The sequence below is a fragment of the Allobosea sp. GW821-FHT10B12 genome (assembly GCF_059415545.1).
On the sequence record NZ_JBWKNL010000009.1, the window covers coordinates 1 to 15,761 of the forward strand.

Below are 15,761 nucleotides of genomic sequence, written 5' to 3' on the forward strand. Positions count from 1 at the left end.
GGTCGCGACCGGGCGCTCGCTCGCGCCCCATTCGGCCCAGGAGCCGTCATAGACGGCACGCGCCGGCTTGCCGAGCAGCTCCAGCGCCGTCGACAGGACCACCGCCGAGACGCCCGAGCCGCAGCTGGTCAGCAACGGCTTGTCGATGTCGACGCCGGCCTCGCGGAAGGCTGCGGCGAGCGCTTCCGGCTCCTTGAGCTTGCCGTCGACCACCAGCGCCGAGGAGGGCAGGTTGAGCGCGCCCGGCATATGGCCCGAGCGCAAGCCGGGGCGCGGCTCCGGCGCCTCGCCGCGGAAGCGGTCGGCCGGGCGGGCATCGACGACCTGGATCGCGCCGCTCTCCAGCGCGCGCGCCACATCGTCGATATCGGCGACGGCGGAATGGTCGAGCCTGGCGGTGAAGCTGCGCGGCGCGCGCTGCCGCGGCGCGCCATCCCTGACGGGCCGGCCTTCGGCCAGCCATTGCGGCAGGCCGCCGTCTAGGATGACCACGTCCTTGGCGCCGAATGTCTGGAAGGTCCAGCGCACGCGCGGCGCCGAGAACAGGCCGAGCCCATCATAGACGACGATGCGCATGCCGTCGCCGATGCCCATGGCGCCGACGGTGGCGGCGAAGGCATCGGGCCGCGGCAGCATATGCGGCAGGCTGGAGCTCTCGTCCTTGATCACGTCGACATCGAAGCGGACCGCGCCGGGGATGCGCTGCTGCAGATATTCGGCACCCGCATCGCGCTTCTGGGCCGGCAGATAATAGGAGCCGTCGACCACGACGATGTCGGGCGCGTCGAGCCGCTCGGCCAGCCATTGCGTGGAGACGAAGATGTCGTTGCGAGCCATGGACTGCGTCCTCGAAGGGAGTCTGTTTTCAGGATGTTATGACGGAAAGTTCAAGCGAGCGCGATGCGCACGCGCCGGTTCTGTTTGCCCTTCTTCTCGACATCGGTGATGGCGACCGCACCGATCTCGGAGGTGTTGCGCACATGCGTGCCGCCGCAGGGCTGCAGGTCGATACCCTCGATCGAGACCAGCCGGACCCGGCCCGAGCCGCGCGGCGGCTTGACCGACATCGTCTTGACCAGGCCCGGATTGGCGTCGAGCTCCTCGTCGGTGATCCAGCGTTCCGTGATCGGGGCATTTTTCGCCACGAGCGCCGAGAGCTTCTCGGTCAGCTCCGCCTTGTCGAGCCCGCCTTCGGGAATGTCGAAGTCGAGCCGCCCGTCGCCGTCCCCGATCGCGCCGCCGGTGACGGGATAGGGCAGGATGACGCTGAGCAGATGCAGCGCGGTGTGGATGCGCATGCGTTTCAGCCGGCGCTCCCAGTCCAGCCTGGCGAGCAGCGCCTCGCCAATGGCGGGCGCCGCCTGGCCTTCGAGCGGGACATGCAGGATGCGGCTCTTGTCCTCGGGATTGTAGATCGCCATGCCGATCGTGATCTCGGTACCGTCATTGCGGACGAGGATGCCGGCATCGCCCGGCTGGCCGCCGCCGGTGGCGTAGAATACGGTCCGGTCGAGCTCGATGCCGCCGCGCTCGTTGATCGCGACGACGGTTGCGGGGGTCTCGGCCAGATAGGCGTCGTTTCGGAACAGCAACTCGGTCGGCATCGCGATCTCCTTCATCGCCCGAACTATCGCAGGCGAGGCCGGCGCGGAAAAGACGGTGGGTGGCCACGCGGGTGCGCTACCGGCGGGGCTTCCGCTGCGGGCTTCCCATCACTAGGGTCCGGCGCAGGACTGCCGCGGCAAGGAGGCCCGACCGAGACATGACCATGCCGCGCATCGAGCCGCAGGACGGTGTCGCCTGGGTGACCGGGGCGAGTTCCGGCATCGGCGCGGCCGTGGCGCTCGAGCTGGCCCGGCGTGGCTGGACGGTCGCCGCAACCGCGCGCCGGCTCGACAGGTTGGAGGCGCTGGCGCTCAGTGCGGATGGGCTCGCGGGGCGGATCGTCGCCCATGCCGGCGATGTCGCCGATCCGGCAGCGATGGCAGCGGTCGTCGACGGCATCGAGAGCGTGCATGGGCCGATCGCGCTGGCCTTTCTCAATGCCGGCATCGCTCCGCGCAATGGGCCGGGTTTGGTCGACGTCACGGCTTTCGAGCAGGTCTTCGCCGTCAACTTCCTCGGTGTCGTGCGTGGCGCTGCGGCTGTCGCCGAGCGCATGGCGGCGCGCGGCAAGGGACAGATCGCGGTCAACGCCTCGCTGGCTGGCTATCGCGGTCTGCCGGGCGCAGCGGCCTACGGCGCCTCGAAGGCAGCTGCCATTCACCTCTGCGAGGCGCTGAGGTTCGATTGCGAGCGGCGTGGCATCCGCCTGCAACTGGTCAATCCCGGCTTCGTCGACACGGCGATGACCCAGCGCAATAGTTTCCCGATGCCGTTCATGGTCTCGCATGAAGAAGCGGCGGTCCGTATCGCCGATGGTTTCGCCCGGGGGGGCTTCGAGATCGCCTTCCCCCGCCGTCTCGCCTGGCTGATGAAGGGGATGCGGCTGCTGCCTTACCCGGTCTATTTCTGGGCGATGCGCAGGCTCGCCGGCGATCACCGCGGCGGTCGCCGCGACGGGGCGGTGTAGCCGGGGGCGACTCTTTTCCAACGGCTTGGGCGATGAACCTCAGATTCGAGGTGAGGGCGATCCGAACCGTGTCTGGAGCCAGTTGACACCAAAGGCGGTGATCGCCGCCGCATCGACCAGCACGGATGGAGCGGCGCCGATCAGTCCCCGCCGGCCCTGGCCGCCGGCGAGGAACTCCGTCACGATCTCTGCGAAATAATCCTCCGACAGCCCGTCCACGATCGGGTCGCCGGTATCGAACTCCTCGATCATGCGCCATTGGACACCCGTCGCCGTCGCCAGCGGCACCTCGATCCGCCGGACGCGCTTGCCGGGGATATCAGCCAGATGCTCGGCATGGTGCAGCAGGGTCAGCGTATCGAGCGGGGCGCCGAGCATCAGCACCTTGCCGCCGGCCTCGACCAGCTTGGCGAGCGGCGAGCCCTCGCCATAGCCGTAGTCGAGCGGGTGCTCGGCGGTGAACCACGCCGCCTTCGCCCCCAGTGCGACAATGGAGGCGCCAGGATTGCCGCTGCGCAACGCGCCGGGCGTCGTCCGCAGGAACTCCGGCAGAACGCCGTTGTCGCGGATGGCGCGCGAGCGCAGCGGGTCGAAGGGCGGGATATGGTCGCGCCAGCCCGGCGGCACGCGGCCTTCTTCGTCGACGAGGTCCTCATAGCGCGCTTCCCAATCGGCATAGGCGAGGACGGTGCCGCTCGTCCCGACGGTTTCGGACAGGGCGGCAATGATCGTGTCGGGGCCATCGAGCAGGCGGCCGACCCTGCTGACAGCGGCATGGACCATGACCGCGTCGCCCGAGGCGAGGCCGAGTGCGGCGAGATCGGAGGCGAGCGAGGTGCGGGTCACGAAGGAGGCGGTGGCGGACGTCATTGTGGAGGCTGTTCCGATCGAAGGGTGGCAAAGGTGTCGAGGGCGCGCCGGCGACCGAAATCGAGCGCGACGACCGGTTCCGGATAGTCCTGGCCGAGCGCGATCCCAGCCTGCTTCAGTGCACTCGCCGGTGCTTCCCACGGACGATGGATGAATTTGTCGTCGAGCCCTGCCAGTTCGGGGATGAAACGCCGCGCGTAAGCGCCTTCGGGATCGAATTTCTCGCCTTGGGTCACTGGATTGAACACGCGGAAATAGGGGGCCGCATCGGCGCCGGAGCCGGCGACCCATTGCCAGCTCGCCGGATTGTTCGCCGGGTCGGCGTCGACCAGCGTGTCCCAGAACCAGGCTTCGCCGACGCGCCAATCGGTCAGCAGGTGCTTGATCAGGAAAGAGGCCGCGATCATCCGCACGCGGTTGTGCATCCAGCCTGTCTGCCAGAGTTCGCGCAGGCCGGCATCGACGATCGGATAGCCGGTCATCCCCTTCTGCCAGGCCGCTAGGCCGGCTTCATCCTGCTCCCAGGACATCGCATCGAAGCGGCGATCATAGTTGACGCTAGCGAGGTCGGGATTGTGGAACAGCAGATGGTAGGAGAACTCGCGCCAGCCGAGCTCACTGAAGAACTTCTCGGCATCGGCAGCCGAACCCGGCGTGGCGCCTCCCTCCAGCGCCGCTTTCGTCGCATGCCAGATCTGGCGGGGGCTGATCTCGCCGAAGCGCAGATGCGGCGACAGTCGCGAGGTCGAGAGCTTGTCAGGGCGGTCGCGCCCGTCGCGGTAGCCTTTGAGCGTCTCATCGAGGAAGGAGTCCAGTCGCTCCTGCGCCCCGTCTTCGCCCGGCATCCAGGTCTCGCGCAGCCCGCCGGCCCAATCGGGCGCCGTCGGCTCCAGGGCGAGATCGGCAATCGTGAGTGCCTGCTGGCGCAACGCGGCCGGGAGGCTCGCCTTGCTCAGCCTGGCAGGCGCCGAAAGTGGCGCCGACGGCTCGCCAAGTTCGCGCACCGCACGCCAATAGGGCGTGAACACCTTGAACGGGCCGTCCGCCTTGGTCTTCACCTGCCATGGCTCGTTGAGCAGGCTGGCGTTGAAACTCTCGACTTCGATGCCGGCCCCGGTGAGAGCCGTCTTCAGCGCCTTGTCGAGCGCGATCGCAGAGCCGTCATAGCGCCGGTTCCAGGCGACATAGCCGCTGCCTGTCAGCTCCACGACATCGGGCAGCAGCTCCGCCGGATCGCCGCGCAGGATCAGGAGCTCGCCGCCTTTCGCCGCGATCGCCTCGGACAACGCCGTCAGTGAGCGCGACAGCCACCAGCGCACCGCACCGCCGAGCGGCCGGCGCTCCGTCGACGTGTCGAGGATGTAGAGGCAGATCAGTGGGCCACGGTCGATCGCAGCTCTCAGGGCCGGGTTGTCGGACAGGCGCAGATCGTCGCGGAACCAGAGCAGGGCAGGGCGTAGGGTCACTCGGTGAGGCCTTGTCGATGCGATGCTCTGATACGCCGATGGAACCGGTTTGGTTGCATGGCGCAAAGGGATAGGGCCGCCGCGAGCCGCAGCGGTTCGTGATAGATTGGATCGGCTGCGCGCAAAAGAAGAGGGGTGAGGTCATGGCGGCGCCGGAAGTCGAGGCCCTGAGCCGGCGGGTCGCCGCGCTCGAGGCGCAACTCACCGCCCTGCTGCAGGCGTTCAATGTCGGACGGGGCGGTTCGGTCGCGATCACGGCTCCGGCTGGATTGTCGATCACCGTGGGTGGCACCTGCACCGTCAATGTCGGCGCCGAATTGGCGCTTTCGGTCGGGAGCAACTTCCGGACGGCGGTCGGCTCGAACTATGTCGTCAATGTCGGCTCCGGCATGCGCACGGCCGCAGGCACAAGCATCGGCATCATCGCAGGGACCGCGCTCAGCATGAACGCCAATCGCGAGATCAGCCTGGCGACGCGCGCCTTCGAGGTTGCAGCCGCCGTCAGCATCGATCTCGACAGCAGCAAGGATTTCGAGATCGCCAGCGGCAAGGCGCTGGTGGTGAAGGCTGCCGACGGCATCATGCTCGATGCGGGCTCTGCGGATCTCAACCTGAAGAAGGACGGCTCCATCGACCTCAAGGGCAAGGACGTCACGATCAGGGCGAGCGGCAAGATCACTGCGACGGCAAGCTCCGACGTCGTGATCAAGGGCTCGAAGATCAAGCAGAACTGAGCCGCGGCTCAATCGCCGCCGCCACCGCAGCCGCCGCCATCGCCCCCGCCGCTGTCGGAGCCGCCGCTGCAGCCACCGCCACTGCAGCTGGAGTCGGAGGATTGCCGCGAAAAGTCGCCGGCGCATTGGACGCCCCGATCACCGTTGCGGCGCAATTCCTCGCAATCCGGCACGTAGACGAAACCGTTGGCGATCTTGAGCTTGGCATCGAGGGCAAAGAGCAGCGGCAGCCGTGTCGGCCGCTCCGGGTCGATGTTTTCGTCCTGGCAGCATTGCCACCAGACCCGGCGCAGAGCCGCATTGTCGCGGCGCTGACCGTCCCGCAAGGCGATGGCGGGGGTGTGATGCATGAAGTCCCCGAACGCAGCCTTGCAGAACCGGCCATAGTCGCGGGTGTAGAGGATGAACTCGTGCCAGAGGTCGTCAGCGACCTGCGAGGGCATCGCGACCTCGCGCCGCCCCGAGTTGAGATAGGCCAGGAAGAACTGCCGCAGGCCCTCCGAAACCAGCGCGGTCTCCTTGCGCGTAAAACCGTCGCGCTGAGCCGCCAGCTTGTCGAGCAGGCCGCGCGGCCAGCGATAATGTCGGATGAATTCAGCTCGGCGCAGGCGCCGATCCTCGATCCAGACGTTGTAGCCACCGAAACAAGCGATGACCCCCACCACGCCGATCAGGATGGTGAGGGTCATCATCATTGTGAGGCTCTATGTCAGTGCGCCTGCGGCGTGGCCTGCTTCGGCTCGGCTGGCTTCTTCTTGCTACCGAGCCCGGCAAGCCAGCGCACCACGACGTAGAACACCGGGGTGAACAGCAGACCGAACAGGGTGACGCCGATCATGCCGGAGAACACCGCGATGCCTAGCACCTGGCGCATTTCCGCGCCGGCGCCGATCGAGATCGTCAGAGGCAGCACGCCGAGGATGAAGGCGAGCGAGGTCATCAGGATCGGCCTGAGCCGGGTCCTGGCCGCGGCGATCGCGGCGTCACGCCGGCTCATGCCCTCGTCCTCGGCCTGCTTGGCGAACTCGACGATCAGGATCGCGTTCTTCGCCGCGAGGCCGACGAGCACGACGAGGCCGATATCGACCAGCACGTTGCGGTCGAAGTCCTTGTAGCCGACGCCGATCATCGCCGCGAGGATACACATCGGCACGATCAGGATGACCGCCAGCGGCAAGGTCCAGCTCTCGTACAGCGCCGCCAGCAAGAGGAAGACGAAGACGACAGCGAGGCCGAAGGCGATGATCGCGGTGTTGCCGGCGAGCTTCTCCTGCAGCGCGATCTCGGTCCATTCGAAGCCGAAGCCGGCCGGCAGGACCTTCTGAGCGATCTGCTCGACCGCTGCGATGCCCTGGCCGGTCGAGTAGCCGCGCGCCATCGACAGCTGCACTTCGGCTGCCGGATAGAGGTTGTAGCGCGGCACGCGATAGGCACCCGTCGTGTCCGAGAAGGTAGCGACCGAACCGATCGGCACCATCTCGCCATCGGCGTTGCGCGTCTTCAGGTCGGCGACGTCGCGGATGTCGAGGCGATTGGGGTTGTCGGCCTGGGCCGTGACGCGGAAGGTGCGGCCGAGGATGTTGAAGTCGTTGACATAGGCCGAACCCATATAGACCGAGAGGGTCTCGAAAATACGGGTCACGGGAACGCCGAGCATCTCGGCCTTGGTCCGATCGATGTCGGCATAGACCTGCGGCGTCTTGGTCGAGAACAGCGTGAAGGGCTGCTGGATGCCGGGCGTCTGGCCGGCCGTCCCGGCCACGGCCCAAGTCGCGCCTTCCAGCGCCGCCAGGCCCTTGCCGCCACGATCCTGGACATAGCCCTTGAGACCGCCGCCATTGCCGATGCCGGGAACCGCCGGGGGCTCGATGATCAGGGCGAAAGCCTCTCCGATCGAGAACAGCTGGGTGCGCAGGTCGTTGAGGATACCTTGGGTGGTCAGCCCCTGCTTCGCCCTTTCCTTGAAGTCCGTGAGGGTTACGAACGCCACGCCGGCATTGGGCGCCAGCGTGAAGGTCGCGCCGTCGAGGCCGGCGAAGGCGACGGCATGGGCGACGCCCGGCCGCGACAGCAGGATGTCGGTCGCCTTGCGGATAACGGCGTCGGTGCGCGGCAGCGACGAGCCCGCCGGCAGCTGGAAGACGGCGATGAAGTAACCGCGGTCGAGCTGTGGCACCAGGCCGGTCGGAATTGCAGCCAGGCGCTGGCCGGCGACCGCGATGAGCGCGGCATAGACCAGCAGCATGATCACGCCGAAGCGGATCAGGCGCGAGGTCACCGAGCCATAGGCGTGCGAGAGCCAGTCGAAGCCCTTGTTGAAGTACTTGAAGAACCAGCGCAGCGGCGCGCTCAGCATCGCCAGGAAGCCCTTCGGCTCCTCATGGCTGTGCGGCTTCAGCAGAATCGCCGCCAGGGCCGGCGACAGGGTCAGCGAGACGAAGCACGAGATCGCCGTCGAGGCCGCGATCGTCACCGCGAACTGCTGGTAGAAGGTTCCCTGCAGGCCGGTGATGAAGGCCGTCGGGATGAACACGGCGCAGAGCACGAGGGCGATCGCCAGCAGCGCGCCGCCGACCTCGTCCATGGTCTTGTGCGCGGCGTCGACCGCGCTCATCCCCTGCGCGAGGTAGCGCTCGACGTTCTCGACCACGACGATCGCGTCGTCGACGACGATGCCGATCGCGAGCACGAGCGCCAGCAGCGAGATCGTGTTGAACGAGATTCCGACCGCGCTCATGATCAGGAAGGTGCCGACCAGCGAGACCGGGATCGCGATGATCGGGATGATCGCGGCGCGCCAGGTCTGCAGGAACAGGATCACCACGATCACGACCAGCACGATCGCCTCGAGCAGCGTCGTGACCACGGCCGAAACGGATTCCCTGATGAACTCCGTTGGGTTGTAGACGATGGTGTGCTCGACGCCGGCCGGGAAGTTCTTCGACAGCTCCTGCATCGTCTTGATGAGGGCCTCCGAGGCCGCGAGCGCATTCGTGCCCGGGCGCTGGAAGACACCGATCGCGACAGCTTCCTTGTTGTCGAGATAGGAGTTGGAGAGATAGTCCTGCGCGCCGAGCTCGACGCGCGCGACGTCGCGCACGCGGATCGTGCCGCCATCGGCATCGGAGCGGACGACGATGTTGTAGAACTCGTCGATGCTGGTCAGGCGCCCGAGTGTGTTGACCGAGAGCTGGAAGGCGCCGTCAGACGTCGCCGGCGGCTGGTTGATCGCGCCCGCCGCGACCTGGATGTTGGCGGCGCGGATCGCGGCGACGACGTCGCCCGCGGTCAGGTTGCGCGCCGCGACCTTTGCCGGATCGAGCCAGACGCGCATCGAATAGTCGCGCGCGCCGAAGACCTGCACGTCGCCGACGCCTTCGACACGGGTCAGCACGTCCTTGACGTTGAGCGTTGTGTAGTTCGAGACGTATTGCTGGTCGCGCGAGCCGTCCGGCGACAGCATGTGGATGACCATCAGGAAGTCCGGCGAGGCCTTGCGGACCTGCAGGCCGAGCGTACGCACCTCCTGCGGCAGGCGCGGCTCGGCCGCCGAGACACGATTCTGCACGAGAACCTGGGCCTGGTCGACATCGGTGCCGGCCTTGAAGACGACGTTGATCGTCACGCGCCCGTCGCCGGTCGACTGCGACGAGATGTAGAGCATGTCGTCGACGCCGTTGACCTCCTGCTCGATCGGCGCGGCGACCGTCGAGGCCACGACCTCGGCCGAGGCGCCCGGATAGTTCGCAGTGATCGTGACGGTCGGCGGCGCGATCTCGGGATATTCGGCGATCGGCAGGGTGCGCAGGGTGATGGCGCCGGCGATCGTCAGCAGCACCGAGAGCACGGTCGCGAAGATCGGCCGGTCGATGAAGAAATGGGCGAAGCGGAACATGCTTTGGTCCTGGCCAAAGAGGGCAGGGCGGACGGAATATGCCGTCCACTCTTGAAGCGGCCTATTGAGGCCTTCAGTTAGCTGCGGCGGCCTTGATCTCGGTCGGCTGCGGCGTCACCGCGACGCCTGGCCGCACCATCGGATTGGCGATGCCATTGACGATCACCTTGTCGCTCGCGCTGAGGCCGCTGGTGATGACGCGCAGCCCGTCGCTGATCGCGCCGAGCTGAACCGGCTTCGGCACCACCTTGTTGTCCGCGCCGACCGTCAGCACGATCTTGTTGGCCTGGTCGGAGACGATGACGGCATCCGGCACCAGCAACGCGTCGCCCTCGCCGGCGAAGAGCCGCAGGCGCCCGAAGGTTCCCGGCGTCAGCTGCCCGTCGGCATTCGGGAAGACGGCGCGGGTGCGGATCGTCGCCGAACGAGCGTTCAGTGCGTTGTCGACGAAGTCGATCTTGCCTTCGCGGTCCCATTTGGTTTCGCTCGAAAGCCGCACGCGCACCGGGGTGCCGGGCTTCCGCAGATCCTGCGACTTCGCATAGCGAAGATAGTCGGCCTCGGAGGTGTCGAAGACGAACTTGATCGGATCGACCGCCACGATCGTGGTCAGCAGCGTCGCACCCGACTGGCCGCCGGCGATCAGGTTGCCCTGGTCGACGCGCCGGTTCGAGACGCGGCCGGCGAGCGGTGCACGAACTTGCGTCCATTCCAGGTTGAGCTCGGCCGTCTTCAGGTTGGCTTCGGCCGCCTGCTGGCTGGCGATCGCGCCGTTGAGGTTGGCGCGGCGCTGGTCGATGTCGCGGGCGGTGATGGTGCGGTTCTGCGTCAGCGCCTCGGCGCGCTCGACCTCGTTCTGGTTAAGGTCGACCTGTGCCTTGGCGCGCGCGACCTCGGCCCTGGAGGCGTCGACGGCGAGCTTGTAGGGCCGTTGATCGATGGTGAATAGCAGGTCGCCAGCCTTGACCAGGTCGCCGTCACGAAAATGCACCGAATCGAGGAAACCGGAGACACGGGCCCGGACCTCGACCTGGTCGCTGGCCTCGAAGCGGCCGGTGAACTCGTCCCAGTTGGTGACGCGCTTGGCGAGCGGATTGGCGACGGTCACCGGTGGTGCCGGCGGGGCACCCTGGGCGAGGGCCTCGGCGGACAGGGCCGGGAGCAGGACCGCCAGGGCGGCGAGGGCCCGGCTGGAGCGGCGGATCATGTGAAACTCCGAAAATGCGGGCGCGGCGCAACCTTCACGGTTTCCGGCCGAATGCGCAACAACTCCATCCCGCTGACGATTGTCAAGTTTCTTCACTCGACATTTCGGTACTAATTTCAACGGCAACCGGGGATTGTCGCTTCCAGGCCACGTTCGCAAGCGTCGTGAGCATCAGACGCTTGCTGGCGGCTGGTTGAAGCTCTACCTGAAGAACGCGCGCGCCCGCGTCAGTAGCAACACCGCACGGAAGTCGTCTCATGAATGCGCATGTCCGCCCCGCCGACCCCAAGAAGCTGATCAAGGGTGCGACCGGCGACTGGGAGATCGTGATCGGCCTCGAGATCCACGCGCAGGTCACCTCGAACGCCAAGCTGTTCTCCGGTTCCTCGACCGCCTTTGGCGGCGAGCCGAACGCTCATGTCAGCCTGGTCGACGCGGCGATGCCGGGCATGCTGCCGGTGATCAACGAGGAATGCGTGCGACAGGCGGTCCGCACCGGGCTTGGCCTCAACGCTGCGATCAACAAGCGCTCGGTCTTCGACCGCAAGAACTATTTCTACCCCGATCTGCCGCAGGGCTACCAGATCAGCCAGTACAAGCATCCGGTCGTCGGTGAGGGCGAGATCGCGGTCGATCTCTCGCCGACCGAGCAGATCAGCGTCGGCATCGAGCGCCTGCATCTCGAGCAGGACGCCGGCAAGTCGATGCACGATCAGCATCCCACCATGAGCTTCGTCGACCTCAACCGTTCGGGCGTGGCGCTGATGGAGATCGTCTCCAAGCCTGATCTGCGCTCGGCCGACGAGGCCAAGGCCTATGTCTCCAAGCTGCGCACCATCCTGCGCTATATCGGCTCCTGCGACGGCGACATGGAGAAGGGCAACCTGCGCGCCGATGTCAACGTCTCCGTCCGCAAGCCCGGTGATCCTTACGGCACGCGCTGCGAGATCAAGAACGTCAACTCGATCCGCTTCATCGGCCAGGCGATCGAGGTCGAGGCCCGCCGCCAGATCGGTATCATCGAGGATGGCGGCACGATCGACCAGGAGACCCGGCTCTACGATCCCGGCAAGGGCGAGACCCGCTCCCTGCGGTCGAAGGAAGAGGCGCATGACTATCGCTACTTCCCCGATCCGGACCTGCTGCCGCTCGAATTCGACGATGCCTTCATCGCCGGGCTGAAGGCCGGTCTGTCCGAATTGCCGGATGCCAAGAAGAGCCGCTTCATCGCGCAGTACGGGCTCTCGCCCTATGACGCCTCGGTGCTTGTCGCCGAACGCGAGCAGGCCGACTACTTCGAGGCGGTGGCGAAGGGCCGCGACGGCAAGGCCGCAGCCAACTGGGTGATCAACGAGCTGTTCGGCCGCCTCAACAAGGAAGGCAAGGACGTTTCGGCCTCGCCGGTCTCGGCTGCGCAGCTCGGCGGCCTCGTCGACCTGATCGGCGAGGGCGTGATCTCCGGAAAGATCGCCAAGGACCTCTTCGAGATCGTCTGGACCGAAGGCGGCGATCCGCGTGAGATCGTCGAGGCCCGCGGCATGAAGCAGGTCACCGACACCGGCGCGATCGAGAAGGCGGTCGACGAGATCATCGCCGCCAATCCGGACAAGGTCGAGCAGGTCAAGCTGAAGCCGACCATGCTCGGCTGGTTCGTCGGTCAGGCGATGAAGGCCTCGGGCGGCAAGGCCAACCCGCAGGCGCTGAACGAGATCCTGAAGAAGAAGCTGGGGATCTAGAGCTCCTAGCAGAACCTGGATGGGCCTCGATGGGCTTTGGAGGAGCCGAATGCCAGGAGGAGCGCGCAGCCGATATCTTTCGATATCGGCAAGTCGATCCGACGCCGCAGTCGGCCCTCCAAAGCCCACCTTTGGCGCCGGGAATTCGCCCGCCCGCGGCGTCGCGACGCTTGCCGATACTCAGCGTATCGGCTGCGCATCGCTCCTGGCGGATCGAACGAATTGCCGGCGTCGAGACCCATCCAGGTTCTGCTAGGAGCTCTCGGTGACGCCAAAGGACTTGATCATCCGCGATGCGCTCGCCGCCGATCTGCCGGCGGTCCGCTCGCTGTTGGTCGAGACCTGGCACGATGCCTATGACGGCATCTATGGCTGGCAGCGGGTCGCGCAAATCACCAATGCCTGGCATTCGCTCGATGCGCTCGCGGCCCAGCTTGGTCGCGACAGCGGTGTCTTCCTGGTCGCGCTCCTGGGCGAGGAGCTCGTCGGCACCGCCTCGGCCCGCCGCGAGCCCGACCGGGCGGCGATGCTGACACGGCTCTACGTCTCGCCGGCTCGGCAAGGTGAAGGCATCGGGCGCACACTGCTGCAGGTCGCGCTCGCCTGTTTTCCCGAAGCGCCGGTGGCGCGGCTGGAGGTTGAGAGCCAGAACGAGCTCGCCATCGCCTTCTACGAGCGCATGGGCTTCTTCCTGCAGCGCCAGGCCCGCTTCGACGGGCGCGAGGATACGCCCAACACGCTGATCATGGCGAAACGGCTCTTCGTCGTATGAAAACCTACGACGTGATTCCCTTCGGTGAACGGCAGTTCCTGCTTCACTTTTGGCCTGTCACGGGCTTCCTGAAGCAGTTCGACGCCGGGAGATATTACGCGACCACCTGCAAGATCGCACTCTCGGACGGCCATGCGGACTCGCACGATTGCATCGTTCGCAGAGAACGCGGGCCAAATTTTGCTAATACGCTGGTCGACAGTGTCTACGTCCTTGTGAAGTCGGACCGCGTTGCAGGGGCGCTTTCTTCTGCAGCCTATCAAATGACGGATGTCGGTAGGATAATCAGCGAGACTGAGGCTATAGCTTGGAAAAGCGATCCACGATCGCAAAGCTCTGACTTCGCGAGCAAAACGAAGAAGCCTACCGATGACCACCTTGGACAATAATATGATCCAGATTCGTCCGGCGCGCCGCGACGATGCCGCGCGTATCGCCGCCCTGATCATGCTGGGGGCCGCCAAGCAGACGCGCAGCGATGACGAGATTGCGCAGGAGGCGGCTCACCCCTCCTATCTCGACGCCTTCGATGAGGTCGCCGCCAGCCCGCACAACACGCTCTTCGTTGCCGAGCTCGACGGCAAGGTGGTCGGCACTCTGCAGGTCACGCTGATCCCCGGCCTGATCAGTCGCGGCCGCAAGCGCGCCAAGCTTGAAAGCGTCCATGTCGATCCGGCCCTGCGCGGCCGGCGCATCGGCGAGGCTATGGTCGCTTATGCGGTCGACTTCGCCCGTAAGAATGGCGCCGGCCTGGTCGAGCTGACCTCGAACAAGTCGCGCGAGGCGGCGCACCGCTTCTATCGCCGCCTCGGCTTCGACCAGAGCCACGAGGGCTTCAAGCTGGAGCTGTGAGCGCGCTGCCCGCATGCCGCGCCCGCGCCGGGCGCGCAGGCCGGGTTCTTACAGGAGCACCGCCCGAGGCCTAGATGTCCCGACGACCCGCAACAACCCGCGAGGACTGGGACATGGCAGCAGTGCAGGGCAAGTCGATCGATCTCCATTACTGGCCGACACCGAACGGCTGGAAGATCACCATCATGCTCGAGGAAACCGGGCTGCCCTACACCATCATCCCGGTGAACATCGGCAAGGGCGACCAGTTCAAGCCGGAGTTCCTGGCGATCTCGCCGAACAACCGCATGCCGGCGATCGTCGATCCCGACGGGCCGGACGGCAAGCCGATCTCGGTCTTCGAATCCGGCGCGATTCTGCAATATCTCGGCCGCAAGACCGGAAAGTTCTACCCGGCGGACGAGCGCGGCCGTGTCGCTGTCGACGAATGGCTGTTCTGGCAGATGGGCGGCTTCGGCCCGATGCTCGGACAGACCCACCATTTCCGCATCTACGCGCCGGAGAAGGTGCCTTACGCGATCGACCGCTACACCAACGAGGCCAACCGCCTCTACGGCGTGCTGAACAAGCGCCTCGAAGGCCGCGACTACATCTGCGACGCGTATTCGATCGCCGACATGGCCTGCGTCGGCTGGGCCCGCGGCTGGGAGCGTCAAGGCCAGGACATCAAGCAGTTCCCGAATGTCGCGCGCTGGCTCGACACCATGCTGGCGCGCCCGGCGGTGCAGCGCGGGCTCAAGGTCGCCGAGGAACTGCGTAACCCGGCTGGGATCAGCACGCCGGAGGAAAAGGCTGTTCTGTTCGGCCAGAAGGCGCGCTGAGGCGCCGGCTTGCCACTGCCGTCATGCTCGCCCTTGTGGCGAGCATCCACGTCTTGAACACCGCATTCGCGGATTGAAGCGGAGACGTGGATGGTCGGGACAAGCCCGACCATGACGAATGGCAGAACCTGAGGCGCGCTGGATCAGTTGCTGCGCGACCACTTTACCGAGCGGCAGATCAGCCCGCCCATGACGCAGCCGGCGGTGGTCAGCGTGTCGCCGGAGAGCGACATCGTGCCGGAATAGGTCTTGCCGTCCTCAGGGTTGAAGGCGCTGCCGTTCCATTTGCCGGCGCTGGCCGGCTTCATGTCGTAGAAGATGCGCTGGCCGAGCTTGGCCGGTCCGCTCGCATCCTTGAGCCAGGAGATCGTGCCGCACATCGCCTCGCCGCATTTGCTGAAGCGGACCTTGGATGCGCCGCTGTCGCGCAACCAGGTGCCGGTGACGTCCTGCGCCGAAGCGGGCATGGCGAAAGCGAACAGTAGGCTGGCGGCAGTCAGGGGCAGGCGAATGGCCATGGCGTTCCTCCTCGTTGCTGGCGATCTTCGTCGCTCAGATGGTTCAGATGTAAACCATATCCGAAGCCGCGCCAGCTTCCAAGATGGCTCTTCGTGAAGGCTCGCTAGCCGTGCTGACCTTGGGCAAGGTGAATCGCAAGTTGACGCACAAGTTGGCGGCGAATTCGGAATCGCTTGAAATCATTGCCGGATTCGGCGCGGGAGCCTGAATCGAATCTTGCTTTAACCCCTCGTTTGCGACTCGTTGAGCTTCGATTCATCTCAAAATTTAGCGGGTTGTTTTACCGCTCGGCCCGAACCTCTCCTCACAAGCCGCGG

At 66.1% G+C, this 15,761-nt stretch carries 15 protein-coding genes; 7 read left to right on the top strand and 8 right to left on the bottom strand.

The genetic code is table 11. The annotated features are described in order from the left end of the window. On the bottom strand, positions 1–837 hold an 837-nt coding region (sseA, locus tag AC07O0_RS24955; RefSeq protein ID WP_494626709.1), incomplete at its 3' end, for a 3-mercaptopyruvate sulfurtransferase. A gap of 50 nt (positions 838–887) precedes the next feature. After that, positions 888–1,604 (bottom strand): alanyl-tRNA editing protein, encoded by a 717-nt coding sequence (locus AC07O0_RS24960; RefSeq protein WP_494626711.1) that lies wholly within the window; start codon positions 1,602–1,604, stop codon positions 888–890. A gap of 158 nt (positions 1,605–1,762) precedes the next feature. On the opposite strand from AC07O0_RS24960, the gene AC07O0_RS24965 reads away from it, so the two are divergent. Continuing rightward, on the top strand, positions 1,763–2,572 hold the full coding sequence (locus AC07O0_RS24965; protein WP_494626713.1) for an SDR family NAD(P)-dependent oxidoreductase: 810 nt from the start codon (positions 1,763–1,765) through the stop codon (positions 2,570–2,572). 39 nt (positions 2,573–2,611) lie between these two features. Here AC07O0_RS24965 and aac(3) read toward each other — a convergent pair whose 3' ends face one another. Further along, positions 2,612–3,442, bottom strand: a complete 831-nt coding sequence (aac(3), locus tag AC07O0_RS24970) for an aminoglycoside 3-N-acetyltransferase (RefSeq protein ID WP_494626715.1) — start codon at positions 3,440–3,442, stop codon at positions 2,612–2,614. Continuing rightward, the gene (locus AC07O0_RS24975) at positions 3,439–4,908 is read right to left on the bottom strand and encodes a cryptochrome/photolyase family protein (protein WP_494626717.1); all 1,470 of its coding nucleotides are present in this window, start codon (positions 4,906–4,908) and stop codon (positions 3,439–3,441) included. Before AC07O0_RS24975 ends, aac(3) begins: the two co-directional genes overlap by 4 nt. Before the next feature lie 143 nt (positions 4,909–5,051). On the opposite strand from AC07O0_RS24975, the gene AC07O0_RS24980 reads away from it, so the two are divergent. Continuing rightward, a complete protein-coding gene (locus tag AC07O0_RS24980) occupies positions 5,052–5,642 on the top strand; it encodes a DUF2345 domain-containing protein (RefSeq protein ID WP_494626719.1) in 591 nt (196 codons plus the stop codon). 8 nt (positions 5,643–5,650) lie between these two features. Here AC07O0_RS24980 and AC07O0_RS24985 read toward each other — a convergent pair whose 3' ends face one another. From AC07O0_RS24985 to AC07O0_RS24995, 3 genes are all read right to left on the bottom strand, one after another. Beyond that, the gene (locus AC07O0_RS24985) at positions 5,651–6,337 is read right to left on the bottom strand and encodes a glycine-rich domain-containing protein (RefSeq protein WP_494626721.1); all 687 of its coding nucleotides are present in this window, start codon (positions 6,335–6,337) and stop codon (positions 5,651–5,653) included. Positions 6,338–6,351: 14 nt separating this feature from the next. Further along, positions 6,352–9,537, bottom strand: a complete 3,186-nt coding sequence (locus tag AC07O0_RS24990) for an efflux RND transporter permease subunit (protein WP_494626723.1) — start codon at positions 9,535–9,537, stop codon at positions 6,352–6,354. 73 nt (positions 9,538–9,610) lie between these two features. Next, positions 9,611–10,744 carry an efflux RND transporter periplasmic adaptor subunit gene (locus AC07O0_RS24995; RefSeq protein ID WP_494626725.1) on the bottom strand — a complete coding sequence of 378 codons (1,134 nt, stop codon included), beginning with the start codon at positions 10,742–10,744 and terminating at the stop codon, positions 9,611–9,613. Positions 10,745–11,001: 257 nt separating this feature from the next. On the opposite strand from AC07O0_RS24995, the gene gatB reads away from it, so the two are divergent. The 5 genes from gatB (at position 11,002) to AC07O0_RS25020 (ending at position 14,925) form a co-directional block, all read left to right on the top strand. Continuing rightward, on the top strand, positions 11,002–12,480 hold the full coding sequence (gene gatB, locus AC07O0_RS25000) for an Asp-tRNA(Asn)/Glu-tRNA(Gln) amidotransferase subunit GatB (protein WP_494626727.1): 1,479 nt from the start codon (positions 11,002–11,004) through the stop codon (positions 12,478–12,480). A 265-nt stretch (positions 12,481–12,745) separates the two neighbouring features. Continuing rightward, positions 12,746–13,252 carry a GNAT family N-acetyltransferase gene (locus AC07O0_RS25005; protein WP_494626729.1) on the top strand — a complete coding sequence of 169 codons (507 nt, stop codon included), beginning with the start codon at positions 12,746–12,748 and terminating at the stop codon, positions 13,250–13,252. Next, positions 13,249–13,641 carry a hypothetical protein gene (locus AC07O0_RS25010; RefSeq protein ID WP_494626731.1) on the top strand — a complete coding sequence of 131 codons (393 nt, stop codon included), beginning with the start codon at positions 13,249–13,251 and terminating at the stop codon, positions 13,639–13,641. Before AC07O0_RS25005 ends, AC07O0_RS25010 begins: the two co-directional genes overlap by 4 nt. 1 nt (position 13,642) lies before the next feature. Beyond that, positions 13,643–14,104 carry a GNAT family N-acetyltransferase gene (locus AC07O0_RS25015; RefSeq protein ID WP_494626733.1) on the top strand — a complete coding sequence of 154 codons (462 nt, stop codon included), beginning with the start codon at positions 13,643–13,645 and terminating at the stop codon, positions 14,102–14,104. Positions 14,105–14,217: 113 nt separating this feature from the next. Beyond that, positions 14,218–14,925, top strand: coding sequence for a glutathione S-transferase N-terminal domain-containing protein (locus AC07O0_RS25020; protein ID WP_494626915.1), 708 nt, complete (start codon positions 14,218–14,220; stop codon positions 14,923–14,925). A gap of 143 nt (positions 14,926–15,068) precedes the next feature. Here AC07O0_RS25020 and AC07O0_RS25025 read toward each other — a convergent pair whose 3' ends face one another. After that, entirely contained in the window at positions 15,069–15,443 is a 375-nt protein-coding gene (locus AC07O0_RS25025; protein WP_494626735.1) for a DUF2147 domain-containing protein, read from the bottom strand. Positions 15,444–15,761: the final 318 nt, after the last annotated feature.